We start from the raw sequence: 26,813 nt of genomic DNA on the forward strand, positions 1-26,813 counted from the left end.
AACTCACCCCAACCGGCTACCAGCGCTTCAGGATTGACTCGCAGGTTATTTGGACTCCAGCAGCCAAACCTTTTCCTCTGCGGGACATTTCCCTTTCAGGCCACCCTCTACAGCGACGGTCTGCAGCAAGTTCAAGGTATAAGCCTTAGCGTAGTGCTGTGCGACTTCGCCGTCGCTTACGCAAAATGGTGGACCGGGCATTTCTTCCTGATCGTATTCGAAGGTAATCAGCAACTGGGGGGCGCTGCCCGTCACCTGCACCAGGTGCTGGGCATATCGAGAGCGCATTTCCAGGGGTAACGCCACCAGTGCGGCACGATCATAGACCGCGGCCACAGGTCCCAGGACTTCGTCGGTGAGATGGAATATATCGCCCACAAAGATGTCGATGTCCGGCGCTCGATAGCGCTTCAGGTCTCCAATAATGTCAACCTGAGGTTCCATCTCCAACTGTTCGAACAGCTGGATCACGGCCATTTCACTCAGCTCCGCACCGGCGACGGAATAACCGCGCTCTAGTAGCCACCCGATATCCAGTGTTTTTCCGCACAGGGGTAGAAACAACCGATCGCCCCGCTCCAAATCCAGCCGAGCGAAATGTTCGACCAGTAGCGGGTGGGCCTCACGATTGTGAAAGCCAATTTCGTTCTTTTGCCACTTCTCAAGCCAGAATGATTTTTCCACAACGCTTACCCGTTATCCTGCCAATGATTCACTTACTTCTTCCGGCTCTGTCGCACCACTACGCTGCGGCATACCAACAACGCCATCGGGCAACCCCACCCGCCATACCCGGGGTGGAATTCGATCGCGCCCAGCCGCAGCCGGCCTGCTCGGGTCCCCGGTTACCACGAGCGCACCATCTTGCCACGCCACGTCCACAATCGTGCCGGCCCTGAACGAGAAACGAGCCAGGTCAATACCCAACGGATACGTACTGGTATAGGCACGAAGTATTGAATATCGCGGCCTGCTGCAGTCGCCACCGAAACCATAGCTGACGACGCCGCGGTACACTGCCACCAGCACGCCATCGAAGCCCTCAGGAGTAAAGGTCTTGGGAGGCCTGGAGAAAGTGAAATAGGGATTCTTCTCTAGCAGGACTACGTCAAAATTTTTCTTCGAAACCTGCCACAATCTGCTGTTCCTGTTTTTATCGCCGCGGACATCGCCGGCGACCAGAAACCATTCGTCGTTCAAGCCGGCGACGTAACCAAAGCCGGTAAATGGCGCCTCGCTCAGGTCAGCGATTTCCTGCCCTAAAGTATCGCCGTTGCGCTGATAGATCCTGCTTTCAAACAAAATCCACGGCGCCAGACTATCCGCACCACTCAGTTCATCCACGTAGCGGCGAGGGTCACCATCAAATCGGGTCTCTTCCGATTGCAGCTGCCCGTCCGGGGTAAGCAGCAAGCTGGTCGCCTTCGGAACAGCACCCGGGCCAGATTCATGCTCCCACTCTAGCGGCGACAGCTGATGGGAAACTTCTTTTATCTCCACACCCGGCAATAAAACTCGCAGAACCCTGTCTCGCAGCAGCCCCAACTCGGTAAACTGCGCCACAAATGCCATACGAATAAACACGTATACAAACAGGCAGAAGACTGCTGCTACAACGATAGCAAAACCTTGCCCAATCCATTTTAAAACTTCCATCGACTTCCTTTTCCAGAAACTGACTCAAAAAATTAGCGCGGTAACTTCCTTTTACAAACCGTTCAGCTAACGGCGGTCTCGCCTGCAAACGCTGAGGATATGACTTCATCCTCTCTCTTTACCACCTTGTGCTGGTCCTCACTGAGGCCCGCTTTCCAGTAGCTGGAAATGTACCGCAGGTTAGGTGCTACCGGGCGTTCGCTACGAAAATGATTCCGCAGATGCCGCATGGTTGAGAACTCGGAAGCACACCAGATCGCGGGATCGCCTTCAAGCCATGGCAGATCACGGAGCGTATTCAGCAGCATCTCGCCCGGTGCATTTTGATCGCTATTCACAACCCAGTGAAGCTGAACATTCGGCGGGCAGTGTAACTCCTGGCGATCAGACTCGGACGGGATCTCGATGACCGCATGGCCCCTGGCGTCCTCGGGCAGCAATCCCAGGTTGACGCTGATTGCAGGCAGTGACGTCATATCGCCGAGGAACAGAAACCAGTCCCCGTGCGGATTGATCAGCTTGCGGGCGCCGGGGCCACCGATACGAATACGCTCGCCGGGCTCGGCCTGCAGTGCCCAACTACCCGCGGGGCCAGGATGGCGGTGCACCACAAAATCAATATCAATTTCATTATCGCGCTGATGGCGGATGGTATAGGTACGCATCAGGGGCCGCTGGTTTTCCCCCTGATCAAACAGCAGCTTCACATAGGCGCTCTCCTGCCCGTCCGGAAAGCCCTCCAGCCCCGCCCCGCCGAGGGTAACCCGCAACATGTGCAGGGTAACGTAGCGGCTGGCAATGACTTCAAGCTCTCTGGATTTTGCTTTCGATACGGCGTTCGGCATTTCAGTTACCTCCGTCAGATTCACGGCTCAGGTTTTCCACCATGCGTGCGCTCAGCTCAGCAAACAGTGTCAGTTCCTGAGCACTCAGACTTCTGGTCATGGCGGCTGCGGTTTCGCGCTCCGCCTGCAGCAGATGGCTCATCACCGCACTGCCTTTTTCGGTGGGAAAAAGCAGCTGGCTGCGGCCATCGTCCGGGTTCGGACGCTTCTCAATCAAGCCGTCACTCAACAGTTCTTTGAGCACCCGGGTGATCTGGGCCTTGTCCCGGTCCATGCGCTGGGCGATGGACTGGGCAGTGGAATGCGGATTTCTGCAGATACCTTTGAGGGCGCGCATATGGGTGATCGGCAAACCGAGCTCCCGCTGCGCCACTTCGGCGCGCAGTCGGGACTTATACACGTGCACCAGCCGGTGCAGCGTGTCACTGAGATTGCTATCGCTTTGGCTGCTATTCGGCATAAATTGAACATATCCGCACTTGGTTGACAGCATCAACCATATGGGAAGTAGGTGACATAGTCAACCAACTGGACATCCACGGACGCAGGCAGCGGCAGTTACCACAGGTATAATCGCCGCCATGAAAAGACTCCCGATTCATGAGGTGCTGCCGGAACTGACGGCGGCGCTCGATCACAGCAGTAACGCCGTTCTCCAGGCCCCCCCAGGCGCGGGCAAGACCACCGCGGTTCCCCTGGCGCTGCTTAACAGCCAGTGGCTGGCCGATAAAAAGATCATCATGCTCGAGCCCCGCCGGCTCGCTGCGCGCTCTTCCGCCGCACGTATGGCGGAACTATTGGGCGAACCAGTTGGCGCCACCGTGGGTTACCAGATTCGCGGTGAGCGCAGGATCGGTAAACAGACCCGCATTGTGGTGCTCACCGAGGGCATCCTGACCCGACTGCTGCAGTCGGACCCGGAGCTGAGCGGTACCGCACTCGTGATTTTTGACGAATTCCACGAGCGCAGCCTGCAGGGCGATCTTTCCCTGGCACTCTGCCTGCAATCCCAGGAGTTCTTCCGCGAGGACCTGAAACTACTGGTCATGTCCGCCACACTGGACGCTGACGCGGTAGCCGGCCTGCTTGGTGATGCGCCGATAATTACCAGCGAGGGCCGCGCCTACCCGGTAGCCATCGAACACCTTCCCCACCAGCAGGTTCCTGACAAACCCCGGGAAATACCGGGGCTGATGAGCCGTAAAATCTGCGAGCTGATGGAACGGGAAGACGGCAGCCTGCTGGCGTTCCTCCCCGGCGTGGGTGAAATCCGCCAGGTGGAGAGCAATCTGCGCGAGGCATTGCACGATCGTCCGGATGTGCTAATTGCGCCCCTTTACGGCGACCTGAGTAAAAACCAACAGGATGCTGCCATTGCGCCAGCACCGAGCGGACAGCGCAAGATCGTGCTCGCCACCAATGTGGCAGAAACCAGTCTGACCATCGAAGGAATTCGCATGGTGGTGGACTCGGGCCTGATGCGGGAATCCCGCTTTGACCCCAATACCGGAATGAACCGGCTGGTGACCACGTCTATCTCACAGGCATCCGCCACACAGCGCACAGGCCGTGCCGGACGCCTTAGTAAGGGGGTGTGCCTGCGCCTGTGGAGCGAATCCCGCCAGCGGCAGTTACCGGCAAAAAACAGTCCGGAAATACTTCTCAGTGATCTGGCCCCGGTCATGCTGGAACTGGCCCAGTGGGGCGTGAGTGATGTCAGCGAACTGCGCTGGCTCGACCTGCCACCGCCGGGCCCCACCGCTCAGGCGCGGGTATTGCTGCAAGAGCTGGGCGCAATGGATGGGGCGCTGCGCATCACCGAGCACGGCAAAGCCATGTTGGCACTCGGCACCCACCCGCGCCTCGCCCATATGATGCTGCGCAGTGTCGATCTGCAACTCCAGAACCACGCCTGCCTGCTGGCCGCCCTGCTCTCCGAGCGGGATATCTTTCGCGGCGAGCAGCGCTGGGACCGGGACATCCATAAACGTATGGAGGTGCTGAACGGTTCGGCCAAAAATAGCAGCGCCGATCGCGGGGCGGTGCAACGTATACGTCAGCAGGCAAAAATCTGGCAAGCGCAGTTACCCGGCAGCCCCCGGTCCGATCACCCAATCGATACACCCGACCAACTGGAGGCAACCGGTATTCTGCTCGGCTTCGCCTACCCGGACCGCATCGCCATCAACCGCCGCGATCGCGAGCGACGCTTCCTGCTATCCAACGGTCGCGGTGCACACTTCTCTCACGACGACGAACTGGCCCTGCAGGATTTTCTCGTCATCGCCGATCTCGATGGCCAGGGGCGCGATGCGCGCGTTCAACTGGGGGCGCGCATCAGCAAACAAGCCCTGTATGAATATTTCGATGACCTGATGACAACCCGGGAATCCGTGCGCTGGGACGACAGTAGTGGCCGCGCCATCGCGAGTGTGCAAACCTTTCTCGGCAAGCTAGTGCTGGAAGAAAAGCCGGCAAATGATATTTCCCCGGAACTGATAAGCCGCGCCCTGCTCGATGCCATTCGCCAACGGGGACTCCGCACACTGCCCTGGAATAAAGAAACAGAGAACCTGCTGGAAAGGGTCCGCTTCCTGCACGCGCAGCGCGCTGCCTTTACCGACCTGCTGGAAAACACGGAACTCCCGGACTGGAGTGAAGAGCAGCTCCTCGATTCCCTCGAACACTGGCTGCTGCCGCATCTGAACGGCTTGAACAAAATGGATCAACTGAGGCAACTGGACCTGAAGAATATTCTCCTCGCACAGCTCGACTGGCCAACCCAGCAGCGTCTGGAGCAAATTGTACCCACTCATATTCAGGTACCCAGTGGCTCCCGTATCGCCATCCAGTACGGGGAGACACCACCGGTGCTTGCCGTGCGGTTACAGGAAATGTTTGGCCTTGGGGAAACGCCCGCGATCCTGAACGGCCGCTATCCACTGATGATTCACCTGCTGTCTCCGGCACAGAGGCCGGTGCAGGTCACCCGCGATCTTTCCAGCTTCTGGAAAAACACGTATCAGGAAGTAAAAAAGGAACTGCGGATCAAATATCAGAAACATTTCTGGCCCGATGAACCGTTAACCGCCCAGGCCACCAGTAAAACCAAAAAGCGCATGGATAATCGCTAACCCGCAATAACTGGTACGAAGGAGCCAGGTCGTTCGCGCGGCGATCAACCTGTCACCATCGTGCCACGTCCCGTTTCCCCAACAGTCAACACGCATTTTTACGCCCGTGGATTCGCTCCAAGACAGCGATGTCATCCAACAGGAAAAGCAGGCGCCAATTTTCCATTTTTTCCCGTGCCACTTTGAAATCCGCGCCGTTCTGGGACGCCACCCCGCCATTTTCCCCCGATATTTCCGGGTCCCGCATTCGTTTAGCAATGAAGAATACGGGTTCACCCACCTCACAATAAAAATGAGAAGGCGAAAATGAACATACCGAATTACTCAGACCGTCGCGCAAGACTTCGTTCAGCGTTGGCGGGACTTTGTGCAACCTTTTTGGTTGCCGGAGTCAATGCGGCCACATTCCAGGCGGAAGACTACAGCGCCTTTTACGACACCACGCCGGGCAATACCGGTGGCGCGTATCGCGCCGATGACGTCGATATCGAAGTCACTACGGATACCGGTGGCGGCCACAATGTCGGCTGGGTCGCCGCCGGTGAATGGCTCGCGTACAACAACCTGAATATTCCAACCAGCGGTGAATACACCATCCGCTTTCGCGTCGCCAGTGCCACCGGTGGCACCCTGTCCAATGATCTGAATGGCGGTGCCATCGTACTCGGCAACCTCAATGTGCCGAACACCGGCGGCTGGCAAAACTGGCAAACCATTTCCCATCGCGTACACATCGATGCCGGCACCTACAACCTCGGTGTTTACGCGGTGACTGGCGACTGGAATCTCAACTGGGTCGAGGTGGTCGCGGACAACCCGACCAGCGGGGTCGCCACCATTTATCAGCACTGTAATTTTGACGGTTGGTCAACGGGGCTCGGCGTGGGCAGCTACAACCTGGCAAGCCTCCAGGCCTTGGGCTTCGTGAACGACGATGCGTCGTCCATCCGGGTTTCATCCGGTTACCAAGCGACGCTTTACGAGAACGACAACTTCTCCGGTGCTTCCGTTACGGTTACCGCTGATGATGGTTGCCTGAATAACGAAGGATTCAATGACAACATTACCTCTATCGTGGTGAGCCCCGCGGCCAACAATGGACTGGTCTGGGGAGACGAATTCAACTCCATCAATAGCGCCAACTGGACCTTCGAGACCGGCGGTGGAGGCTGGGGCAACAGTGAGCTGCAGTACTACACCGCCGGCCAAAACGCTTCTATCCAGTACGATGCGCAAGCGGGCAGCAATGTCCTCGTGATCGAGGCGCGTCAGGAAGGCGGACACAACTGCTGGTATGGAGCCTGCCAGTACACATCAACCCGCATGATCACCGCCGGGAAAAAAGAGTTTCAGTACGGACGTATAGAGGCTCGGATCAAGCTGCCACAGACCCAGGGAATCTGGCCCGCATTCTGGATGCTCGGAGGGAACATTCTGACCGGGACCCCGTGGCCCAATTCCGGTGAAATCGACATTATGGAACACGTAGGATATGAACCGACCCTGACCCACGGCGCGCTGCACGGGCCGGGCTATTCAGGCAACACTCCCATCATGGGTACTTATAACGTCGGCCAGAATGTGGATGCGGGCTATCACGTCTATGCCGTCGAATGGAACAACAACGGTATCAGCTGGTACGTGGACGGGAACAACTTCTACAGCGTTTCCCGCGCACAGGTCGAGCAATATGGCCCCTGGGCGTACGACCACCCCTTCTTCATTTTGCTGAACGTCGCTGTGGGTGGAAGCTGGCCGGGCAGCCCGGATGGCAGCAGTGTATTTCCGCAACGCATGTATGTGGACTACGTGCGGGTCTATCAGTAACTGGATAACGGCGGACCTGACAAATTCAGAGCAAAAAAAACCGCGGCCATGCCGCGGTTTTTTTATTCATTAAGCCCGAACGGACGGAACTCAATAATAAGCCTGGGACTTGTCCGTATGGTCGGTGATGTCTTTCACCCCGGCCAGTTCCGGAATTTTTTCCAGCAGGGTTTTCTCGACGCCCTCTTTCAGGGTCATATCCACCATACCGCAACCCTGGCAACCACCGCCGAATTTCAGCACGGCGTACATGTCGTCGGTAACACTCTCCAGGGTCACCTGACCACCGTGGGATGCCAGGCCGGGGTTAACGTCGCTGTAGAGAACGTAGTTGATACGATCCTCAATTGGACTGTCGTCGGTAACCTTGGGCATACGGGAGTTGGGGGCACGGATGGTCAGCTGGCCACCCATCTTGTCCGATGCGTAGTCCACCCGCGCTTCATCCAGATAGGGCACGCTGCGGCCTTCAAAGTAGGCTTTGAAGCCATTCAGCTGCATTTCCAGATCACCCTCTTTCTCTTCACCGGGGCGACTGTAGGCGATGCAGGTCTCCGCGTTCGGGGTGCCGGGATTGGACACGAACATACGGATGGCAATGCCTTCGCAGTCCTGCTTGGCCAGCAGGTCTCGCAGGTACTCCTGAGCGGAATCGGTGATGGTGACGTTCAATTCTGACGGTTGTTCTGACATAAACCTTCTCAATTAACCGGTTTGGCGCAACCGGGCTTCAAATAACCGAGCGCACGGGTCGGGTATTTTACGCCCAACCGCGCTCAAGTTAAACCGGCGTCACGCCAGTGCCCCCAGCAGCGCCCTGGCGGTGGCCTCAGACGAGGCCGGATTCTGGCCGGTAATCAGCAATCCATCGGCGCAGACATGGCTCTGCCAGTCATCCCCTTTCGAGTAGTCCGCGCCGCGCTCTTTCAGCATATCCTCGACCAGGAACGGCACGATATCCGTAAGGCCCACGCCGTCCTCTTCGCTATTGGTGAACCCCGTAACGCGGCGGCCTTTAACCAGGGGCTCACCGCTTTCATCCACCGTATGGCGGAAAACCGCCGGCGCATGACACACCGCGCCCACCGGCTTTTCGGCCCGATAAAAGCCCTGAATGATGGCAATTGAACGCTGGTCTTCGGCCAGATCCCACAGCGGGCCGTGGCCACCCGGGTAAAACACCGCATCAAACCAGTCGGTGTCTACATCATCCAGGGTCTTGGTATTGGCCAGCGCCTCTTGTGCCAGGGGGTCACTCCGGAAACGTCGGGTAGCGGCCGTCTGCGCGTCATCCGCATCACTCTTGGGATCCAGCGGCGGCTGACCGCCCTTGGGAGACGCCAAAGTCACTTCTGCCCCCGCATCCACGAAGACGTAGTAAGGGGCGGCGAACTCCTCAAGCCAGAAGCCGGTCTTCTCACCGGTACCCCCCAGTTCATCATGTGATGTCAGTATCATCAGTATTTTCATTGGACCTCCCGCCCACTCGTTTTCGGGTTTCAATAACTCTAGGCTCACAGGTGGTGATCCGTAAGCGTAAATTCCACCCCCCTCCCCCCTGTGTGTGTAGATCATTTGGTTACATGTATATGCGCAGACGATCTTCCCGGCGCGCCCGACTAGTATGCCCATGCCCTGCTGTAACGCCGCTTTGTGCTAAGATTGCCGCCCTTTTTTGAACACCCGATACTATTCAGTCGGAATTCAGTCGGAATTCAGTCGGTAACAAGGAAATGACCATGTCGGAGAATCGGTCTCAGCAGTCCCGTGACCAGCGTCTGCAACAGCTTCACAGTGCCCTCGCGGAGCGCATCCTGATACTGGACGGTGCCATGGGCACCATGATCCAGCGGGAGAAACTGGAGGAGGCAGATTACCGGGGTGAACGTTTTGCCGATTACCCTTCCGACATCAAGGGCAACAATGACCTGCTGGTCCTGACCCAGCCGGACCTGATCGAGCGCCTGCACAAGGAATACCTCGAGGCCGGTGCCGATATCATCGAAACCAATACCTTCAACGCCACGCGCCTCTCCCAGTCCGATTACGACATGGAAGACCTGGTACCGGAACTGAACCTGGTTGCAGCACAAGTTGCCCGGCGCGCCGCGGACGCCCTGTCCACCCCGGAGAAGCCGCGTTTTGTTGCCGGTGTGATCGGCCCGACGTCCCGCACCGCTAGCATCTCCCCGGATGTAAATGACCCGGGCGCGCGCAACGTCACTTTTGACGCGCTGGTAGAGAACTATGTCGAGGCCGCGGAACATCTCATCGACGGCGGTTCCGACCTGATCCTGATCGAAACCATCTTCGATACCCTGAACGCCAAGGCCGCCATTTACGCGCTGAAGAAAGTCTTCCAGCAGCGCGGCTACGAGCTGCCGATCATGATCTCGGGCACCATCACCGACGCTTCGGGCCGCACCCTCTCCGGGCAGACCACCGAAGCCTTTTACTATTCGGTGGCCCACGCCAACCCCCTGTCCGTTGGCCTCAACTGCGCCCTCGGCGCCACCGAGCTGCGCCCCTATGTAGAGGCACTTTCGGGCGTCTGCGCGGAACACGTCTCCGCCCACCCCAATGCGGGCCTGCCGAACGAATTTGGTGAATACGACGAGACCCCGGAAGAAACCGCAGCGATCGTGGCGGAATTTGCCCAGAGCGGATTCCTCAATATTCTCGGCGGCTGCTGTGGCACCACCCCGGAACACATCCGCGCGATTGCCGACGCGGTCGCCGACATCGCACCGCGCAAACTGCCGCAACTGAAACCGGCGCTGCGCCTGTCTGGCCTCGAACCCTATGTGGTGGATGAAAACGCTCTGTTTGTGAATGTGGGCGAGCGCTGTAACGTCACCGGTTCCGCGCGCTTCAAGCGCCTGATCATGGAAGAGGATTACGATACCGCGCTGCAGGTAGCGGCCGCCCAGGTAGAAGACGGGGCGCAGGTAATCGACTTCAATATGGATGAAGCGATGCTGGATTCCGTCGCCGCCATGCGCCGCTTCCTGAACCTGTGCGCCACAGAGCCCGACATTTCCAAAGTGCCGTTCATGGTGGATTCTTCCAAGTGGGAAGTGATCGAGGCGGGTCTGCAGTGCATCCAGGGCAAGCCCATCGTCAACTCCATCAGCCTCAAGGAAGGCGAGGAAGACTTCGTCGACAAAGCGCGCTCGTGCCTGATGTATGGTGCGGCGGTAGTGGTCATGGCCTTTGACGAGAAAGGCCAGGCGGACACCTTCGAGCGCAAAACAGAAATCTGTAAGCGCAGTTACGACATCCTCGTGGACAAGGTCGGATTCAATCCATGCGATATCATTTTCGACCCGAATATTTTCGCGGTTGCCACCGGCATTGAGGAACACAACAACTACGCCGTGGACTTTATCGAAGCCACCGCCTGGATTCGCCAGAACCTGCCCGGTGCCAATGTCTCCGGCGGTGTTTCCAATGTGTCCTTCTCATTCCGCGGCAACAACCCGGTGCGCGAGGCCATCCACTCGGTATTCCTGTATCACGCGATCAAGGCCGGTCTCAACATGGGTATCGTCAACGCCGGCCAGCTGGCGGTCTACGACGACCTGCCGGAAGAGCTACGTGAAAAGGTAGAGGACGTGATCCTCAACCGCAGTGACGAGGCCACCGAGGCACTGCTGGATATCGCAGAGAAATACCGCGGCGACGGTACGGCGACAGAGCGCAAGGAAGACCTCGCCTGGCGCCAGCTGCCAGTGAATGAACGCCTTGCTCACTCCCTGGTAAAAGGCATCAACAATTTTATCGAGGAAGATACCGAAGCCGCTCGTCAGCAGGCCACCCGCCCGCTGGACGTGATCGAAGGCCCACTGATGGACGGTATGAATATCGTCGGTGACCTGTTCGGTGAGGGCAAAATGTTCCTGCCCCAGGTAGTAAAATCCGCGCGGGTGATGAAGCAGGCAGTGGCCTATCTGCAGCCCTATATCGAGGAAGAAAAAACCGTCGATAGCAAGCCCAACGGCCGCATCCTTATGGCGACGGTCAAGGGCGATGTACACGATATCGGCAAGAATATTGTCGGCGTGGTGCTGGCCTGTAATAACTTTGAGGTGATTGATCTGGGTGTGATGGTTCCCGCGGAAACCATCCTGCAGACTGCCAGGGAACAGAACTGTGACATCATCGGCCTGTCCGGCCTGATCACCCCTTCCCTGGATGAAATGGTACACGTCGCTGCGGAAATGGAGCGGCAGGGTTTCGATATCCCACTGATGATCGGCGGTGCCACCACTTCCAAGGCGCACACTGCGGTGAAAATTGATCCGCAATTCAATCGCAACCAGACCGTTTACGTGGCGGATGCGTCCCGCGCCGTGGGCGTGGCCAGCAACCTGCTGTCTGACGAGCTGCGCCCGGCCTTTGTGAAAGGCATCCAGGAAGAGTACGACAAAGTGCGCGAGCGCACCGCCAACCGCAAGCGCAACGACCCGCGCCTTACCTACACGGATGCACTGAAGGCGGGACCGCAACTCGACTGGGCCAACTTTGAGCCCAAGGTGCCGAACAATCCGGGCCTGACCGTGCTGAACGACTTCCCGCTGGCAAAGCTGGTCGACACCATCGACTGGACCCCGTTCTTCATTTCCTGGGATCTGGCGGGCAAGTATCCGGCCATCCTGAACGACAAAGTGGTCGGCGAAGCCGCCACGGACCTGTTCAAAAATGCCCAGACCATGCTTGCCGACATTATCGACAACAAGCGTCTCACCGCCCGCGCGGTGTTTGGCCTGTGGCCGGCAAATGCCGATGGTGACGACATTATTGTCTACACCGATGAGAGCCGCAGTGAGGAACTTGCGCGCCTGCACCAGATGCGCCAGCAGGTACAGAAGCGCGGCGGCGACGGCCTGTGTCGTTCACTTGCCGACTTTATCGCCCCGGTAGGTTCAGGCGTGGCCGACTATATCGGTGGCTTTGCCGTTACCACCGGGATCGGCGCCGACGAGCTGGCGGCGGAGTATGAAGCCAAACACGACGACTACAGTGCCATCATGGTCAAGGCGCTGGCCGACCGCCTCGCCGAGTCCTTCGCGGAATATCTGCACCGCGAAGTGCGCAAGAGCTACTGGGGCTACCAGGCCGAGGAGACCCTCAGCAACGAAGAACTGATCAAGGAAGCCTACTCCGGCATCCGCCCGGCCCCGGGTTACCCGGCCTGCCCGGACCACACCGAGAAGGCCACCCTGTTCAACCTGCTGAACGCTGAAGAGAATGCCGGCATCGAACTGACCTCCAGTTTTGCGATGATGCCCGCTGCCGCGGTAAGCGGTTGGTACTTTGCCCACCCGGAGTCCAAGTACTTCAATGTGGGCAAGATCAGCCGCGACCAGCTCGCGAGCCTCGCAGAGCGCAAGGGCATGACAGAACAGGAGCTGGAACGCTGGTTGCGTCCGAACCTCGAGGACTGACACAGAATCATCTCAAGCGTTAGGAGCCCGCCTTGCAGGCCAACCGTTATTCAGGTTCACTTCAAGGGTGAAGCTCGCCTGCAAGACAGGCTCCTACAGTGGGGATTCAGTCATGGACGAAGAAAAAAAACAGAAACCGTCTTTCGGCCAGGTAGTGCTCAGCACCCTGGCTGCCGCGATCGGCGTACAGTCGAATAAGAATCGGGAGAGAGATTTTAAAGGCGGCAGCATCAAGACGTACGTGGCCGCAGGGCTGATTTTCACTGCCCTTTTTGTGATTACGCTAGTCCTGGTGGTCAAGACCGTATTGAGCAATATGGGCTAGCGCCCAGATACCATAAGGATCCGGGAGCGAGCTTGTGATCCGCTTTTACTGAAAAGCGGATCATCAGGACCTACCTACGCACCCCAGTCTATTCCAGACAGAGCCCGCGGGCTTATTTAGCCCTGTGAGGCGACCCAGAAAATACAGGTGGCGACGAAAATTGCCACCAGGGCAACCGCCGCAATGGCGTCCACTGCATTATCGCTATCGTCTGATACAACTACTACTTCTCGTGCTACTTGATCGTTCATCGGAATACTCCGTCACTCAAGAAATCATTATTGTTTTAAAGGTAGCAGTACCGCTTAAAAACGCGGTCTCTCAAGTAGATCAAATCCCCGCAGGGGGCGCAATAGCGCAGCAAACGGCCTTTGGTCAGCCTGCCCCGCTCTTATAACCGTCGGTTACTAAGGTAGCGAAAAAAATTGTTATTTTTTGTATAAGGCGGCTGGTATGTTATGCGCCACTCAGGGTATCAGGTAGGGTCCAAAGTACCCTTCGGAAGCCCCGTAGCGGCGTAAAAAAAGCAATGGAATCAAGCTCTTATGTATCGATACGACGAACAGGACCGCAAACTGGTTCGGGAACGGGTGGCCCAGTTTCGGGGTCAGACCGAACGCTATCTCGCCGGTGAGCTGAAAGAAGAAGAATTTTTGCCCCTGCGCCTACAGAACGGCCTGTATGTGCAGCGGTTGGCACCGATGCTGCGTATCGCAGTGCCCTACGGCCTGATGAACAGCGCGCAAGTGCGCCGCCTGGCCCATATCACCCGCAAGTACGATAAGGGCTATGCCCACTTCACCACCCGTCAGAACGTGCAGCTGAACTGGCCAAACCTGGAAGATGTCCCGGACATTCTGGCCGAGCTTGCTGAAGTGGAGATGCACGCCGTACAGACCAGCGGTAACTGTATCCGTAACACCACCACCGATCAGTTTGCCGGTGTCGCCCGCGATGAACTGATCGACCCGCGCCCTTACTGCGAGTTGATCCGTCAGTGGTCCACATTCCACCCGGAGTTCGCCTTCCTGCCGCGCAAATTCAAGATCGCCGTGTGCGGTGCAGAGCAAGACCGCGCAGCCATCCGCGCCCACGATATTGGCGTGCAGATCGTAAAGAACGACCAGGGCGAGACCGGCTTCCAGATTCTGGTGGGCGGCGGCCTGGGCCGCACCCCGATTCTCGGCGTCGCGATCCGTGACTTCCTGCCGGAGACGCACCTGCTCTCCTACCTGGAAGCCATCGTGCGCGTCTACAACCAGCTGGGCCGCCGCGACAACAAGTTCAAGGCGCGCATCAAGATTCTGGTGAAAGCACTGGGTCCGGAAGAATTTGCCCGCCGCGTGGAAGCGGAATGGGAACAGATCAAAGATGGCGCCGACCAGCTAACACCGGAAGCAATCAGCTGGGCCCAGCGTTTCTTCCCGGAGCCCGCCTACAAAACTATCGACAGCGGGCACAGCGAAGCCGTGCTGCGCGACCAGGCCGGCGAAGATAAGGCTTTTGCCCGCTGGCTCGAGCGCAACACCTTCCCGCACCGGGTGCCCGGCTATCAGGCGGTCACCCTCAGCACCAAACCCACCGGCATTCCACCCGGCGACGTGACTGACCGCCAACTCGAGGCAATTGCCGACCTGGCAGACCAGTACAGCTTCGGTGAAGTGCGGGTTACCCACGAGCAGAACGTGGTACTGGCGGATGTCGAGCAGGAAAAGCTGTTCGAACTCTGGCAGGCCGCGCGCAAGCAGGGCTTTGCCACCCCGAATATCGGCACCCTGACCGATATGATCTGCTGCCCCGGTGGCGATTACTGCTCGCTGGCCAATGCGAAATCCATCCCGGTTGCGGAGGCAATCCAGCGCAAGTTTGACGATCTCGATTACCTGTACGACCTGGGCGACCTCGACCTGAACATCTCCGGATGCATGAACGCCTGTGGCCACCACCACATCGGTCATATCGGCATTCTTGGCGTGGACAAAAAAGGCGAGGAGTTCTATCAGGTACAGCTAGGCGGCAGCTCGAACGAAAAAGCCAGCCTCGGCAAGGTACTGGGCCCGAGCTTCTCCCGCGAGGAAATGCCGGAGACCATCGGCAAAATCCTCGATGTATTCGCGGAAAACCGCCAGCCGGAAGAACTGTTTATCGACACCTACAACCGCATCGGGCTTCAGCCTTTCAAGGAGCGAGTATATGCCAAAGCCAGCTAAGCCCTCTGTAAAGAAGCCGGTGGGCGCACAACCGGAGAACCCGGCGCAACTGATTCTGGATGGCGCCGTGGCAGACAACCAGTGGAACCTGTTGCCCCTGGGCGACGAAGCGGAAATTACTGCCGACAACCTCGCACCGGGCAAGGTTATTCTGCCGCTAAGTGTATGGCTGGAATTGCGCGAAGATCTGCAAGAACGCAAGGAAGAGATCGGTGTATGGCTGGACAGCGATGAAACCGCAGACCTGATCGGCGAATATGCCGCGGAGCTACCGTTGATCGCCGCACACTTTCCGGCATTTACCGACGGCCGCGGGTTTACCGTCGGTCGCCTGCTGCGCGAGCGCTATGGCTTTACCGGCGAGGTCCGCGCGGTGGGCAACTTTATCCGCGACCAGCTGACCTACCTGACCCGCTGCGGCTTTAACGCCTTTGCCTATCAGGGGGATCAACCGCTGGAAGGCCTGCTGGAATCCCTGGGAGACTTTACCGACAGCTACCAGGCTGCAGTGGACCAGCCACTGCCGATCTTCCGTCGTCGCGCGCTGGCCTGAGCCACACCGCCAACGGATACGATCAATGCCCGGCAGGCGCCCTGCCGGGCATTTTTTGTTTGTGGGCCGCAGGTTTCGCCGCAGCTGCCATCACATCCGCCATCTGCTGCAACCCTTCCCTCCCCTGAATCACGTCCCCGCTCATGGGAATTTGAATTTGCGGCAATGCGGACAGCTGCTCCGCGACCTGCGAAAGCACCGCACCCTGCTGTCGATAGACACCTCGCAAGAACGGCACCTGCTCGGCCTCTGCGGGCAGAATACGATTGAGCACCAGCCCGGCGACCGGCACTTGATGGCTATCCAGCGCCGCTACCGCCCTGCGGGTTTCCTGCAGGGGCAAGAGCTCTGGGGTCATGACAAATAGAAAGCCGGTAAGCTCCGAATCCTTCAACACGGTCGCGGCGTCGCGAAAGCGGGCCTGTCGCTCAAGCAGCGGCGCCAGGACAGCGGGTGCCGCATCACTATTTCCTGGCTGTGCGTCATCTGTAGCGGGCTCAAGGCGAGACAAAATATCCCGGAATCGTCCCACGTGCTGCTTCTGTTGCAGCAGGCCCGTGGCCCAGGTATTCATCACCCCCGGCAGGGACATCAAGCGCAAGGTATGTCCGGTGGGCGCGGTATCGAAGACAATCAGGTCGTAGTCTTCGCGCTGTTTTATCAAACGGGTAAGTGCGTCGAGTAGCGCGGCCTCCTCCGCGCCGGGCGAGTGACGGGTCAGGTGTAATTGTTTTTCCAGCGGACCGCGCATATTGAGGGATATGTGCGGCAACATTTGCTTGCGTACGGATTCCAGATAATCATCCAGTACGCTATCCGGATGTATTTCCTGGACCCGGAGCCCAACGCCTTGCCACGGCACTCGACCTTTATCACCGTCGCATTGACAGCCAAAGATGTCGGCAAGGTTATGCGCGGGATCGGTAGAAACCAGCAGGGTTTTCAGGCCGCGCTGTGCAGCCATCAACGCCAGGGTTGCCGCAATCGTACTCTTGCCGACACCGCCCTTGCCACCGACCATTAACAGTCGCCGCTTGAAAAGCGCGTCGAGATCCAGTTTCTGGGCCACTGCCACTCTCTCGGCCATTAGCAACACCGCATCTCATCGAGCGGAGAGCGCTCCATCCCCATCCGCTGGTGCCACTCGTGGAAGCGCTCGAGCATAAGCGGCTGCAATTCCAGGGTATACAAGCTTACCGGGTTCGGAATCCCGAGGGACTCGGCATACACCAAAAGCATAAACAGGTCTTCTTCATCCCGCTCCGCACGAGCCAGCACACTGCGATAGGGGCCGCTGTAATAGGCTTCCAGTTGTTCGCCAATCCTGCGAAAAACCAGTTTCAGGTTTCTCGGCAATACCGTCTTGTTTGATGGCTCCATCCACTCACCCTCAACTCCCTTTATCAGACTTCAGGTCGGTCCAGACACTTTGACAGAAACAACGGGGGAAACTACAACTCATCCCCAACTGGCTGCTTTTCAGTTTTACGAAAAGCGGCAACGCACTCCAGCGTTACCAGAATCGCTGCTATCAACACCACCAGATCCAGGCTTAACAGGAACCAGTCTTCCTTGCGGTAAAACTCGTTCAACTGGATTAGCAGTGCCGCCAGGGTCATCATCAACAGAAATACCAGTGGCACCAGCGTGATCCACACCGGTCTTTTCAACCGCACCAGCATCACGGTGATCACCAGCAAAGTGAGCCCCGCCAGTAGCTGATTGGTGGTGCCGAACAGCGGCCAGATCAGCAAGCCGCCACTGCCATCGGCGCCGCCGGCACCGAAGGCGAGCAACACGCAGCAACCTACCGCCATCAGCGTGGCGGGCAGCGGTCTGCCGAGCCAGCGAATACCGTAGATTTCACCAAACTCCTGAAAGATGTAGCGCTGCAGGCGCAAGCCGGTATCCATGGTGGTGCCGGCAAACAGGGCAGCCATTACCGTCAGCATGGTGCCAGATATCGCCGTATCGATGCCGACACCGCGATTCAGGATAACCGCACCACCGTCGACAAATGCCTGTACGCCGCCCTGCCCGAATGCGCTATACACCGACTGCCAGTCTTCAAGAGAAGCAAAACCTGCACAGGCGGCGATGATCGCCGCCAGCGCCAGGGCGCCCTCACCCACCGAGCCAAAGTAACCCACAAAGCGCGCATCAGTTTCGCGGTTGAGCTGTTTGGAAGTCGTCCCCGAGGCAACCAGCCCGTGAAAACCCGATATTGCTCCGCATGCAATGGTGACAAACAGCAACGGAATCAGCGGCGGCGCGCCTTCCGGTACATTGTGATTGAACATAGGTGCCACTACTTCCGGACTCCCGATCAATACCGCGGCGTACAACAGGATCAGGCCCACAAACAGTTGCAGCCCGTTAATGTAATCCCGTGGCTGAAGCAGCACCCATACCGGCAGCAGGGATGCAATGGCGGCGTAGGCAAACAGAATCAGGATCCAGGCGGCGCTGGCAGAAAGCCCGACCACTGTTTCCGGCAGGGAGACCGGCACGGACGGGCCGATAAAGATCAATCCGTAGAGTGCCGCTACACCGAACAGGGAAACCAGCCCAAGATTGAATTTGAAGCGGTAAATAAGTTGGCCGATCAGCAGGGCGACCGCAATCGCCCCCCAAATGGGGACCACGGAGCCCGGATTTTTAATCAGCAATCCTGCGATCACCACACCGAAAACGGCATTGACCATCAGCAGGACCAGGAAGATGACGATCATGAAAATACTGCGGGCGCGCTTGCCCACAACATGACCGGTCAGCGAGCCGATCGACAGGCCGCGGTTGCGCACGCTGGCCCAGATGGCCCCGCTATCGTGTACGCCGGCGAAAAATACGGTACCGAAAACCACCCACAGGAACGCGGGCAGCCAACCCCAGATAACAGCGATGGCGGGCCCCACAATAGGTGCCGCACCGGCAACGGAAGTGAAGTGATGCCCCCAGAGCACAAACTTGCTGGTGGGCACATAGTCCACCCCATCATCAAACTCATGCGCAGGAGTAACGAACTCGGGATCAAAACGATAGATACGGTCGGCAATAAACCGAGAATAGAAAAAATACCCGGCCGCCATACCCCCAAGACCGAGTACCATCAGAAGGATCGCATTCATGCCAACATTCCCTGTTATGCATTATTTCGCGGGCGCTGCGCCTTAAAGACTACAGGAAGACCACGGGACAAGCCGCGCATTCAGCACTGATACTAGCCCAGACGCGTTATACATCGTGGCAAACTGGCGCGATTACCTCCCTTTTGGCGCAAAAAATCCGGCTACCAGCTGCGGACTTTGCATTGCATCTCTATGCCGTCCACGCCCCAGGTGATTTTTGCCTCCCCCTGATGCTCCCAGATGATCTCGTTGCGGCCGCGATAACGAGTGCCGCTGGCGGTGGGTTCGATAAACATCAGGGATTCCTCACCCTTGTGCTCGGCCACTGCGGAGGGCGGCTCCGTCGGGTAATAGGTCGCCGTCACTTCGCTGCCGTCGCAGATATATGTGACAGGCCCCCGGCCGGGAACCAGCGCGTACCGCGCCTGTAGGGATGCAATCTGTCGCTTGTAGCTGTTTTCAGTACAGGCACGCCTGTCCTGCGCCTTCCAGCAGTCGTTGCGTCCTTTGATCCAGCCGCGTTGGCGCGCCTTGAAGTACCGGTCCTGCTGAGCTTTGTCCGTTTTTGCCGCCGCCGCAAAAACCTCCGCCATCTGCTGATCCAGTTGCGCAAGCCCGCTGTCCGCGCAGATCAACTCTTCGATAGAACTGCTGAGTTGTTGATTGCAGTCGTAGGTGGGTTTGACCTCCCCTGGCGAGGATTCATTTTCAGATCCGGCGGTAACTGGCCGTGGCTGCTCTGAGGCCCCGCTTCCAGAAGACTGGGGTTCGGAAGCCTGCGGCGGTGTCGAATCACTCTTGCTGCACCCCGTCGCGGAAACTGCGAAAACCAGTGAAAACAGGATTGAGCGTCGTAGATTCAACATGCCGGACCTCCCGAAAAATAAAAATCAGATCACACCGTCCCGTCGCAGTTGCGCAATTTCGTCGGCGCTGAGTGACAACATTGTCTCCAGCGTTTCGTCGGTATGCGCCCCGAGCGTGGGCGGCGCGTTTTCATATTCCAGCGCGGATTCGGAAAAGCCGACGGGATTGCGCACGGTTTTCACCCTACCCGCAGTGGGGTGCTGCTGCTCCACCACCATGCCTCTCGCCTGCACCTGGGGATCGGCGAAAACCTGCTCCAGGTTATTGATTGGTCCACAGGGTACGTGGGCATCACTCAACTTCTCCAGCCACCAGGCCGCGGGTTTCTCCTGCGTAGCCCGCTCTATCAGCGGAACCAATGTCTCCCGCGCCCCTACCCTCGCAGAATTGGTCGCGTAAGCCGGATCCTCGGCAATGCTATCGAGTCCGGCAATACTGCAAAATTTCTTGAACTGGGCATCGTTACCCACCGCGAGCATGAAGTAGCCATCATTGGCAGGCACCGCCTGATAGGGAACAATATTCGGGTGGGCGGTGCCCTGGCGTTGCGGACTGACTCCGGATGTGAGGAAATTCTGGGCCTGGTTGGCAAGCCAGGCGACCTGGGTATCCAGCAGGGCCAGGTCGATCTGCTGCCCCTCCCCGGTTCTGTCCCGATGAATGACCGCTGCCAGCACACCGGAAACCGCATACATACCGGTCATCAGGTCGGCCACGGCCACGCCCACTTTCTGCGGGCCGGCCCCTGGCTGCCCCTCGGGCACACCGGTCAGGCTCATCAGCCCTCCCATACCCTGAATCATCGCATCGTAACCTGCGCGCGCCGCGTACGGGCCGGTCTGTCCAAAGCCGGTAATGGAGCAGTAGATGATTTTAGGATTGATCGCCCTGATTGACGGGTAGTCCAGGCCGTATTTTTTGAGACCGCCCACCTTGTAGTTTTCCAGCACTATGTCGCACTGCGCGGCGAGCTGCTTGATCAGCGCCTGCCCACGTGGCTGAGTGATATCCACGGTAATCGATTTTTTACCGCGGTTGGCACTCAGGTAATAGGCGGCCTCGCCTGTTTCATTGCCATCGCCATCTTTGAGGAAGGGAGGCCCCCAGTGTCGCGTATCGTCCCCTTTTCCGGGGCGCTCGACCTTAATCACTTCCGCTCCAAAATCCGCCAGCACCTGGCTCGCCCAGGGGCCTGCGAGTATGCGGCTGAGATCCAGGACTTTTAAATGTGCGAGAGGGCCGGCCATAGTTTTACCCTGTGTATGCCTGCGTGTAAGAATTAAAACGTGATCACAAATCACAGGGCGCAAACATTAACAGATTTGGAACTGATTGGTCTAAATTCGCTGGTCACTTACATTTCCAGACCACTGCCAGACAAGTGTCCTGTGTAAACCAGTGTAGGCCGCGGATGCCGCATACAATGAACCGACTCCACAATACGAAGAACAACCAACGGAGACAGCCATGAACACCCCTAAAGCCGAAACCGGGTCCGACAGCAAAACCGCGGACACCCCGCAGTTCGACTCCTTCAAGGCGTTTTACCCGTTCTACCTGAACGAGCACAGCAACCTCATCTGTCGACGCCTCCACTTTGTCGGCACCGCGCTGGTGATTGGCCTTCTAATTACGGCACTCGTCACACAACGCTGGGGACTGTTGGCGGTGTTGCCCGTTGCCGGCTACGGATTCGCCTGGGCGGGCCATTTCTTCTTCGAGCACAACCGCCCCGCCACCTTCAAAAACCCCTTTTATTCCCTGTGGGGCGATTTCGTCATGTTCAAGGATATGTTGCTGGGCCGAATTGAACGCTAGCGCTTGGTCTGGCCCAGGCTGAGCCCAAATTTACGCAATTTATTGGCAACAGCGGTGTGGGAAATTCCCAGCCGCTGTGCAAGCTCCCGGGTAGAGTGGCGTCCAGGGCCAAGTGCTTCCAGCAACTCTACAAGAATCGCCCGCTCCACCTTTTCCATCTGTTCCGGCAGGGACAGCCCCCGCCCCCAATCCCGCCAGGGCAACTGCGCACTTGCAGGCGCCAGGGGCAGATCCTCGGGAGTCACAGTAGCGCCACCACGACCCTGCATATGCGCCAGCGCCGCGCTAAGGCAGTCGGACAACCCCGCGAAATTCGTCGGCCAATCCTGTAACGCCAGGGCGTGGGCCGCGGTGGAATCCAGGGCGACAGCCGAGTCCTCCAGTATCAATTCGATAAACCCTGCGAGTGCCGGACGCATGGCCCGGAGTGGCGGCAAGGTAATCTGCTGGGGCTCCAGCAACTGGCGCAATGGCAACGCCAGAGCGGCAAGCGAAGTGGCGGAAAAAACCAGGCGCGGGCGAACTTTCCCGCGCAGAATACAGTCCGCGAGAGACTGCTGTCGGGGAGCGGGTACGAGGTCCACATCATCCAGTAACACCATGGTGTCAACGGGCAACGCCAGTAAATCTTCCAGCTGGCGTGGGCCGAAATCCTTACCGGCATATTCGTGAAGCCGTCCCCGGGCCGCGATCGGACTCAGGTAGTAGGCCGCTCTTGCAAAGGTGCTCTTGCCGGCGCCGTTCTCACCGCAGATCAGCAGCGGTTCACCTAGCGGCGCCATCTGCTGCAGTCGCAGGCAGCTGTCCCGGCGCCTGTCGAGGTCCCACAAAATCTGTTGCGGTGGCGCCTCCTGGGCGGTGGAATCCTCCCTCGCCTGCAGAGTAAGTACCGCCCCGGCAAGAGAGGCCACCGCCCCCGGGGCCTCTGCCAACGTGATGGGCGACCAGTCCACCACAAACTCCTGCCCCCGCACCGTGACCGGAAACCCGTATCGCGGCGCAGTAATCCCGCGCAGCAGTTCCGCCAGCTGAAGGCGCGGCATAAATCGCTGCAGTGCCATTCCAGCCACCTGGCTGTGGCTCACCCCAAAGACCCTTGCCGCCGCCTGATTGGCGGCCACGATAAGACCATCTCTGTCCACAGAGAGTACCGGATAGGACACATGCCGCAGCAGCGTATCCAGTTCAAAATGGCGTCGCTCCGAGGGAATCAGTTCGATTCGGCGCACCTGTCGCACACCGCGCACCCGGTAAAGTGACTTTTCGATGGACTGGTACTGGGCCACCAGCAGACCGGGCGCGGACAGGTAGACCTTATCTCCGCTGTCGCCGCCGATCTCACCGGATCTCACATTAACGCGATAGTCTGAGAATATTGACATGATTTCTTGCAATATTCCCACACGATCACTGCAGGTTATCTCTACTCTCATACCGCAAATGTAAACTTTTATTTACAAAAAGTGTAGCTCCAACCCCAACGCCACATCGCATTCTGCGCCCCACCCACTGCCATACGACGCTCGGAGTGTCTAAGAATAGAGAGAAGATAAAAACAGACGAGGCGGCATCTGAACCGCCCGCGCACTCAGGAGATCCTCATGAGCAGTGATAAAAAGCCCAGCAAGTACGTCGCCCGAGAACCGGACGCCGACGGCTTTATCGAGTACACCGCGCTGGAACACGACACCTGGCGACGCCTGATTGAGCGCCAGTTGGAGGTGGTGCCCGGACGCGCTTGCGACGAGTATCTGCACGGTCTGGAACTGCTCGACCTCCCCCGCGACCGTATCCCGCAGCTGGCCGAGGTCAGTGATGTACTGCGCAGAGAAACAGGCTGGGAATGCGCCCGGGTGCCTGCCCTGATCGGATTCGAAACCTTCTTCCGCTTGCTGTCCGAGCGCAAATTCCCGGTCGCCACGTTCATCCGCACGCCCGAGGAGTTCGACTACCTCCAAGAGCCGGATATCTTCCACGAGATCTTTGGCCACTGCGCCATGCTCACCAATCCCGCATTCGCCAATTTCACCCAGAAATACGGCGAACTGGGCCTCAAGGCCTCTCCCAAGGAGCGCGCCTACCTTGCCCGGCTCTACTGGTTCACGGTCGAATTTGGCCTGATGAACACCGAAGACGGCCTGCGCATCTACGGCGGCGGCATCCTATCCTCCCCCAAGGAGACGCTGTACGCACTCAGCGACGCACCCATTCGCGCACCCTTCGAGGTGGTCGACGCCCTGCGCACCCCATACCGGATCGATATCGTGCAGCCGATCTACTACGTGCTCGACCAGCTTGAAACACTGCAGCAACTCACCGAGATTGACCTGATGGCGCGTGTGCGCGAGGCCATGGCCGCGGGCCTCTACGAACCCCTGTTCCCGCCGAAGGAAGCCGCATAAGGCTTCAGGACAATTTTCCAACATACCCCTGTTGTTTGGCCGGGCATTGCCCGGCTTTTTTGATCCCCCTGTTCGCGCGTCCAGGCACCAGAGAATAATTCCACTACTGATGCCGCTGAACTGAGATTATCGTTACGGGCAAGACAAGGGGCACGGTAAAGGATTCTTTTGCAGCCAGTGAAAGTCGGATCCCGCCGCGCCCGCCAAAATCACTGGGGTATTTTGTTGCTAAGGAGAGCCGCCTGAACGACTCCAATGGAACACATCCCCGCGTTTTCGGGAGATTAGTAGCACTATGTCCTCACTCGATGCGATTGATCGACAACTTCTTGCCATACTTCAATCTGATGTTAGTCTCTCCATCGAAGAGCTGGCCGAGCGCGTGGGCCTCACCAAGACCCCGTGCTGGCGCCGGATTCAGAAATTGGAGAAGAGCGGCATCATCCGCCGGAAAGTTGCCCTGCTGGATGCAGAAGTACTCGGCCTGCCGGTATCTGTGTTCGCCCAGGTAAAAACCAATCAGCACAGCGCGGAATGGGCGGAGTCCTTTTCCAACGCGATGGCAGATTTACCGGAAGTGGTGGACTGTTACCGTATGGCGGGAGACTACGACTACATTCTCAGGGTCGTGGTCAGCGATGTAGCCTCCTATGATCGCTTTTATAAAAAGCTGATCGCCCACTCGGGGATTTCCGACGTGGCTTCCAATTTCGCTATGGAGCAGATCAAAAGCACTACGCAACTGCCCATACCGCCGGGAGATTAAACCCGCAGCTCAATTACTGTTTTAGCCATGCCCGCGGGCGATCCCCGCGGGCACAGTAGATTGAGGTAGCCATGCACAGCCATGCACAACCGGTATCGACCGCCCCTTCCGCCGATGCAAAAACCGAAACCCTGCTCCGGCAGATCCGCGACAATGTCATCGGCGAACGCATGCCAATGGACACCCCCTTCGGCCAGCGCCCACTGATTTACGCGGACTACACCGCATCCGGTCGCGCACTTGCCTTTATCGAAGACAGCATCCGCCACCATGTATTGCCGTGGTACGCCAACACGCACACCGAAACCTCTGCCACCGGCCGCCAGACCACCGCCTTCCGCGAACAGGCGCGGGCTGCGGTACGCAAATCCGTGAATGCGGGCGACGAGCACGCAATCATCTTTTGCGGCTCTGGCGCGACTGCCGCGGTAAACCGGCTGGTGGACTGCCTGGGCCTGCGCGTCGATGGGTATGCACGCCTTGGCGGCACCTCCGGAAGTATCCCGGAAGCGCAGAGACCGGTAGTGTTTATCGGTCCTTACGAGCATCATTCCAACGACCTGCCCTGGCGCGAGTCCGTCGCAGAGGTCGTCACCATTCCGCAAGACGCTTCCGGTGGTGTAGACCTTGAAGCACTCCAAGACGCGCTCGATCAATACGCCGCGCGCCCGTTGAAGATTGGCAGTTTCTCCGCCGCCTCCAACGTCACCGGTATCCGCACTGATGTGGAAGCGGTAACCCGTCTGCTGCACAAGAACGACGCCCTGTCGTTCTGGGACTACGCCGCAGCGGCGCCCTACGTGGGTATTGACGTGCAGGGCAAAGACAGCCTTTCCAGCAAAGATGCCCTGTTTATTTCACCGCACAAGTTTGTGGGTGGCCCCGGCACTCCCGGAATACTGGTCGTGCGCCGCAGTTTGTTACCGGAAAGCCAGCCTGCCGTCACCGGTGGCGGCACCGTGTCCTGGGTGAGCGCCGCGCGGCACACCTACCTTCCCGCCGGGGAACGCCGGGAAGAAGCCGGTACGCCCGCGATTGTCGAATCCGTGCGCGCCGGCATGGCATTTGCGCTGAAGGACCAGGTAGGAGCCAATGTCATTGAAGATCGCGAGGCCGCCTGGATAAACCGTGCCTTCGCCCGCTGGAGTGATAACCAGAATATCCAGATACTCGGCGGCACCGAAGCGGAGCGCGTCAGTATCGTCTCCCTTCATCTGCTGCACGAAGAAAAGCCCCTGCATCACGGCTTTGTTGTTGCCCTGCTCAATGACCTCTTCGGCATCCAGGTGCGCGGAGGCTGTTCCTGCGCAGGCCCGTACGGCCACCACCTGCTCCACCTCACCGACGAGCAGAGCACGGCCATCGAAAAGCTGGTGAGTGAAGGCGAAAATATCCTCAAGCCCGGCTGGGTTCGGCTGAACTTCAATTACTTTCTGGATGAGGAAACCGTCGACTACCTGATCGACGCTATTGAACTCATTGCGGAATACGGCCACCGCATGCTGCCCTACTATCAATACGACGCCGGCCACGGTGTTTGGCGCTATCAAGGCATCGAAGCCGATGCACCGATGCCACTACAATTCTCGCTGGATACAACGGCACCGGAGAAGTTGGCCACGCCTTTGCAAGAGTATATCCATCTGGCACGCGCTATCCTGGCCAACCCGCCGGGAGAACATTGTGAACAGCCGATCCTGTCTCAGGAAGGCGAGAATCTGCGCTGGTTCAAACTTTAAGACGGGTGCCACCCCTCACTGAAGGAAGGCAGGACACGAACCTAGGGGCGGGCGGCGGAAACGCTGCTCGACTCTCGCGGCGCCCGATTGGCATCA

At 58.3% G+C, this 26,813-nt stretch carries 23 protein-coding genes; 10 read left to right on the plus strand and 13 right to left on the minus strand.

Annotated features, from left to right (window positions below; translation table 11 throughout):
• Positions 1-45 precede the first annotated feature (45 nt).
• The 4 genes from tmpT to B4U49_RS17550 all read right to left on the minus strand — a co-directional run bounded on the left by tmpT (position 46) and on the right by B4U49_RS17550 (position 2,961).
• Positions 46-684 (minus strand): thiopurine S-methyltransferase, encoded by a 639-nt coding sequence (gene tmpT, locus B4U49_RS17535; protein ID WP_078085906.1) that lies wholly within the window; start codon positions 682-684, stop codon positions 46-48.
• Between the two features lie 12 nt (positions 685-696).
• The gene (locus B4U49_RS17540; protein ID WP_078085907.1) at positions 697-1,656 is read right to left on the minus strand and encodes a hypothetical protein; all 960 of its coding nucleotides are present in this window, start codon (positions 1,654-1,656) and stop codon (positions 697-699) included.
• 62 nt (positions 1,657-1,718) lie between these two features.
• Positions 1,719-2,501 (minus strand): siderophore-interacting protein, encoded by a 783-nt coding sequence (locus B4U49_RS17545; protein ID WP_078085908.1) that lies wholly within the window; start codon positions 2,499-2,501, stop codon positions 1,719-1,721.
• 1 nt (position 2,502) lies between these two features.
• The gene (locus tag B4U49_RS17550; protein ID WP_078085909.1) at positions 2,503-2,961 is read right to left on the minus strand and encodes a MarR family winged helix-turn-helix transcriptional regulator; all 459 of its coding nucleotides are present in this window, start codon (positions 2,959-2,961) and stop codon (positions 2,503-2,505) included.
• 121 nt (positions 2,962-3,082) lie between these two features.
• Between B4U49_RS17550 and hrpB the strand changes: the two genes are divergently transcribed.
• Together hrpB and B4U49_RS17560 are read left to right on the plus strand one after the other, a co-directional pair.
• Positions 3,083-5,635 (plus strand): ATP-dependent helicase HrpB, encoded by a 2,553-nt coding sequence (gene hrpB / locus B4U49_RS17555; RefSeq protein WP_078085910.1) that lies wholly within the window; start codon positions 3,083-3,085, stop codon positions 5,633-5,635.
• 306 nt (positions 5,636-5,941) lie between these two features.
• On the plus strand, positions 5,942-7,462 hold the full coding sequence (locus B4U49_RS17560; RefSeq protein ID WP_078085911.1) for a family 16 glycosylhydrolase: 1,521 nt from the start codon (positions 5,942-5,944) through the stop codon (positions 7,460-7,462).
• Between the two features lie 90 nt (positions 7,463-7,552).
• Here the strand turns inward: B4U49_RS17560 and nfuA are convergent, their stop codons facing one another.
• A complete protein-coding gene (gene nfuA / locus B4U49_RS17565; protein ID WP_078085912.1) occupies positions 7,553-8,155 on the minus strand; it encodes a Fe-S biogenesis protein NfuA in 603 nt (200 codons plus the stop codon).
• Between the two features lie 99 nt (positions 8,156-8,254).
• A complete protein-coding gene (locus B4U49_RS17570; RefSeq protein ID WP_078085913.1) occupies positions 8,255-8,932 on the minus strand; it encodes a type 1 glutamine amidotransferase domain-containing protein in 678 nt (225 codons plus the stop codon).
• 269 nt (positions 8,933-9,201) lie between these two features.
• On the opposite strand from B4U49_RS17570, the gene metH reads away from it, so the two are divergent.
• Together metH and B4U49_RS17580 are read left to right on the plus strand one after the other, a co-directional pair.
• A complete protein-coding gene (metH, locus tag B4U49_RS17575) occupies positions 9,202-12,909 on the plus strand; it encodes a methionine synthase (protein ID WP_239692694.1) in 3,708 nt (1,235 codons plus the stop codon).
• Positions 12,910-13,021: 112 nt separating this feature from the next.
• On the plus strand, positions 13,022-13,234 hold the full coding sequence (locus B4U49_RS17580) for a DUF2970 domain-containing protein (protein ID WP_078085915.1): 213 nt from the start codon (positions 13,022-13,024) through the stop codon (positions 13,232-13,234).
• Between the two features lie 116 nt (positions 13,235-13,350).
• Here the strand turns inward: B4U49_RS17580 and B4U49_RS19500 are convergent, their stop codons facing one another.
• Positions 13,351-13,485, minus strand: a complete 135-nt coding sequence (locus B4U49_RS19500; protein WP_275078293.1) for a hypothetical protein — start codon at positions 13,483-13,485, stop codon at positions 13,351-13,353.
• Positions 13,486-13,779: 294 nt separating this feature from the next.
• On the opposite strand from B4U49_RS19500, the gene B4U49_RS17585 reads away from it, so the two are divergent.
• Both B4U49_RS17585 and B4U49_RS17590 read left to right on the plus strand, forming a co-directional pair.
• Positions 13,780-15,444: a nitrite/sulfite reductase gene (locus B4U49_RS17585; protein ID WP_078085916.1), complete on the plus strand. Its 1,665-nt coding sequence runs from the start codon at positions 13,780-13,782 to the stop codon at positions 15,442-15,444.
• Positions 15,428-15,997, plus strand: a complete 570-nt coding sequence (locus tag B4U49_RS17590; RefSeq protein WP_078085917.1) for a DUF934 domain-containing protein — start codon at positions 15,428-15,430, stop codon at positions 15,995-15,997. Before B4U49_RS17585 ends, B4U49_RS17590 begins: the two co-directional genes overlap by 17 nt.
• Positions 15,998-16,019: 22 nt before the next feature.
• Here B4U49_RS17590 and B4U49_RS17595 read toward each other — a convergent pair whose 3' ends face one another.
• The 5 genes from B4U49_RS17595 to B4U49_RS17615 form a co-directional block, all read right to left on the minus strand.
• Entirely contained in the window at positions 16,020-17,084 is a 1,065-nt protein-coding gene (locus B4U49_RS17595) for an ArsA family ATPase (RefSeq protein ID WP_078085918.1), read from the minus strand.
• Positions 17,084-17,377, minus strand: coding sequence for a cory-CC-star protein (locus B4U49_RS17600; protein WP_193432861.1), 294 nt, complete (start codon positions 17,375-17,377; stop codon positions 17,084-17,086). The genes B4U49_RS17595 and B4U49_RS17600 overlap by 1 nt, the downstream gene beginning before the upstream one ends.
• 71 nt (positions 17,378-17,448) lie before the next feature.
• Complete coding sequence (locus B4U49_RS17605) at positions 17,449-19,125, minus strand: carbon starvation CstA family protein (protein WP_078085919.1); 1,677 nt, start codon at positions 19,123-19,125, stop codon at positions 17,449-17,451.
• 161 nt (positions 19,126-19,286) lie between these two features.
• Entirely contained in the window at positions 19,287-19,991 is a 705-nt protein-coding gene (locus tag B4U49_RS17610) for an MliC family protein (RefSeq protein ID WP_078085920.1), read from the minus strand.
• A 24-nt stretch (positions 19,992-20,015) separates the two neighbouring features.
• On the minus strand, positions 20,016-21,239 hold the full coding sequence (locus B4U49_RS17615) for a CaiB/BaiF CoA transferase family protein (RefSeq protein WP_078085921.1): 1,224 nt from the start codon (positions 21,237-21,239) through the stop codon (positions 20,016-20,018).
• 220 nt (positions 21,240-21,459) lie between these two features.
• Between B4U49_RS17615 and B4U49_RS17620 the strand changes: the two genes are divergently transcribed.
• Entirely contained in the window at positions 21,460-21,810 is a 351-nt protein-coding gene (locus B4U49_RS17620; RefSeq protein WP_078085922.1) for an Mpo1-like protein, read from the plus strand.
• On the opposite strand, the gene B4U49_RS17625 is transcribed toward B4U49_RS17620, so the two are convergent.
• Entirely contained in the window at positions 21,807-23,192 is a 1,386-nt protein-coding gene (locus B4U49_RS17625; protein WP_158078650.1) for a TyrR/PhhR family helix-turn-helix DNA-binding protein, read from the minus strand. The genes B4U49_RS17620 and B4U49_RS17625 overlap by 4 nt on opposite strands.
• A gap of 219 nt (positions 23,193-23,411) precedes the next feature.
• On the opposite strand from B4U49_RS17625, the gene phhA reads away from it, so the two are divergent.
• The 3 genes from phhA to B4U49_RS17640 all read left to right on the plus strand — a co-directional run bounded on the left by phhA (position 23,412) and on the right by B4U49_RS17640 (position 26,717).
• Entirely contained in the window at positions 23,412-24,212 is an 801-nt protein-coding gene (gene phhA / locus B4U49_RS17630; RefSeq protein ID WP_078085924.1) for a phenylalanine 4-monooxygenase, read from the plus strand.
• A gap of 295 nt (positions 24,213-24,507) precedes the next feature.
• Positions 24,508-24,978, plus strand: a complete 471-nt coding sequence (locus B4U49_RS17635) for an Lrp/AsnC family transcriptional regulator (RefSeq protein ID WP_078085925.1) — start codon at positions 24,508-24,510, stop codon at positions 24,976-24,978.
• A 71-nt stretch (positions 24,979-25,049) separates the two neighbouring features.
• Positions 25,050-26,717, plus strand: coding sequence for an aminotransferase class V-fold PLP-dependent enzyme (locus B4U49_RS17640; RefSeq protein WP_078085926.1), 1,668 nt, complete (start codon positions 25,050-25,052; stop codon positions 26,715-26,717).
• The last annotated feature ends 96 nt before the right edge of the window (positions 26,718-26,813 follow it).

The organism is Microbulbifer mangrovi (genome assembly GCF_002009015.1).
GTDB classification, from domain to species: domain Bacteria; phylum Pseudomonadota; class Gammaproteobacteria; order Pseudomonadales; family Cellvibrionaceae; genus Microbulbifer; species Microbulbifer mangrovi.

What these genes read in the sequence shown, in the direction of transcription:
- B4U49_RS17585 (WP_078085916.1), top strand. Translation starts at nt 13,780, where the DNA reads ATGTATCGATACGACGAACAGGACCGCAAACTGGTTCGGGAACGGGTG.
- B4U49_RS17545 (WP_078085908.1), bottom strand. Translation starts at nt 2,501, where the DNA reads ATGCCGAACGCCGTATCGAAAGCAAAATCCAGAGAGCTTGAAGTCATT.
- B4U49_RS17610 (WP_078085920.1), bottom strand. Translation starts at nt 19,991, where the DNA reads ATGTTGAATCTACGACGCTCAATCCTGTTTTCACTGGTTTTCGCAGTT.
- B4U49_RS17620 (WP_078085922.1), top strand. Translation starts at nt 21,460, where the DNA reads ATGAACACCCCTAAAGCCGAAACCGGGTCCGACAGCAAAACCGCGGAC.
- B4U49_RS17635 (WP_078085925.1), top strand. Translation starts at nt 24,508, where the DNA reads ATGTCCTCACTCGATGCGATTGATCGACAACTTCTTGCCATACTTCAA.
- B4U49_RS17550 (WP_078085909.1), bottom strand. Translation starts at nt 2,961, where the DNA reads ATGCCGAATAGCAGCCAAAGCGATAGCAATCTCAGTGACACGCTGCAC.
- B4U49_RS17595 (WP_078085918.1), bottom strand. Translation starts at nt 17,084, where the DNA reads ATGGCCGAGAGAGTGGCAGTGGCCCAGAAACTGGATCTCGACGCGCTT.
- B4U49_RS17600 (WP_193432861.1), bottom strand. Translation starts at nt 17,377, where the DNA reads ATGGAGCCATCAAACAAGACGGTATTGCCGAGAAACCTGAAACTGGTT.
- B4U49_RS17605 (WP_078085919.1), bottom strand. Translation starts at nt 19,125, where the DNA reads ATGAATGCGATCCTTCTGATGGTACTCGGTCTTGGGGGTATGGCGGCC.
- B4U49_RS19500 (WP_275078293.1), bottom strand. Translation starts at nt 13,485, where the DNA reads ATGAACGATCAAGTAGCACGAGAAGTAGTAGTTGTATCAGACGATAGC.
- B4U49_RS17590 (WP_078085917.1), top strand. Translation starts at nt 15,428, where the DNA reads ATGCCAAAGCCAGCTAAGCCCTCTGTAAAGAAGCCGGTGGGCGCACAA.
- hrpB (WP_078085910.1), top strand. Translation starts at nt 3,083, where the DNA reads ATGAAAAGACTCCCGATTCATGAGGTGCTGCCGGAACTGACGGCGGCG.
- B4U49_RS17615 (WP_078085921.1), bottom strand. Translation starts at nt 21,239, where the DNA reads ATGGCCGGCCCTCTCGCACATTTAAAAGTCCTGGATCTCAGCCGCATA.
- B4U49_RS17540 (WP_078085907.1), bottom strand. Translation starts at nt 1,656, where the DNA reads ATGGAAGTTTTAAAATGGATTGGGCAAGGTTTTGCTATCGTTGTAGCA.
- B4U49_RS17560 (WP_078085911.1), top strand. Translation starts at nt 5,942, where the DNA reads ATGAACATACCGAATTACTCAGACCGTCGCGCAAGACTTCGTTCAGCG.
- B4U49_RS17580 (WP_078085915.1), top strand. Translation starts at nt 13,022, where the DNA reads ATGGACGAAGAAAAAAAACAGAAACCGTCTTTCGGCCAGGTAGTGCTC.
- metH (WP_239692694.1), top strand. Translation starts at nt 9,202, where the DNA reads ATGTCGGAGAATCGGTCTCAGCAGTCCCGTGACCAGCGTCTGCAACAG.
- nfuA (WP_078085912.1), bottom strand. Translation starts at nt 8,155, where the DNA reads ATGTCAGAACAACCGTCAGAATTGAACGTCACCATCACCGATTCCGCT.
- B4U49_RS17625 (WP_158078650.1), bottom strand. Translation starts at nt 23,192, where the DNA reads ATGTCAATATTCTCAGACTATCGCGTTAATGTGAGATCCGGTGAGATC.
- phhA (WP_078085924.1), top strand. Translation starts at nt 23,412, where the DNA reads ATGAGCAGTGATAAAAAGCCCAGCAAGTACGTCGCCCGAGAACCGGAC.
- B4U49_RS17570 (WP_078085913.1), bottom strand. Translation starts at nt 8,932, where the DNA reads ATGAAAATACTGATGATACTGACATCACATGATGAACTGGGGGGTACC.
- B4U49_RS17640 (WP_078085926.1), top strand. Translation starts at nt 25,050, where the DNA reads ATGCACAGCCATGCACAACCGGTATCGACCGCCCCTTCCGCCGATGCA.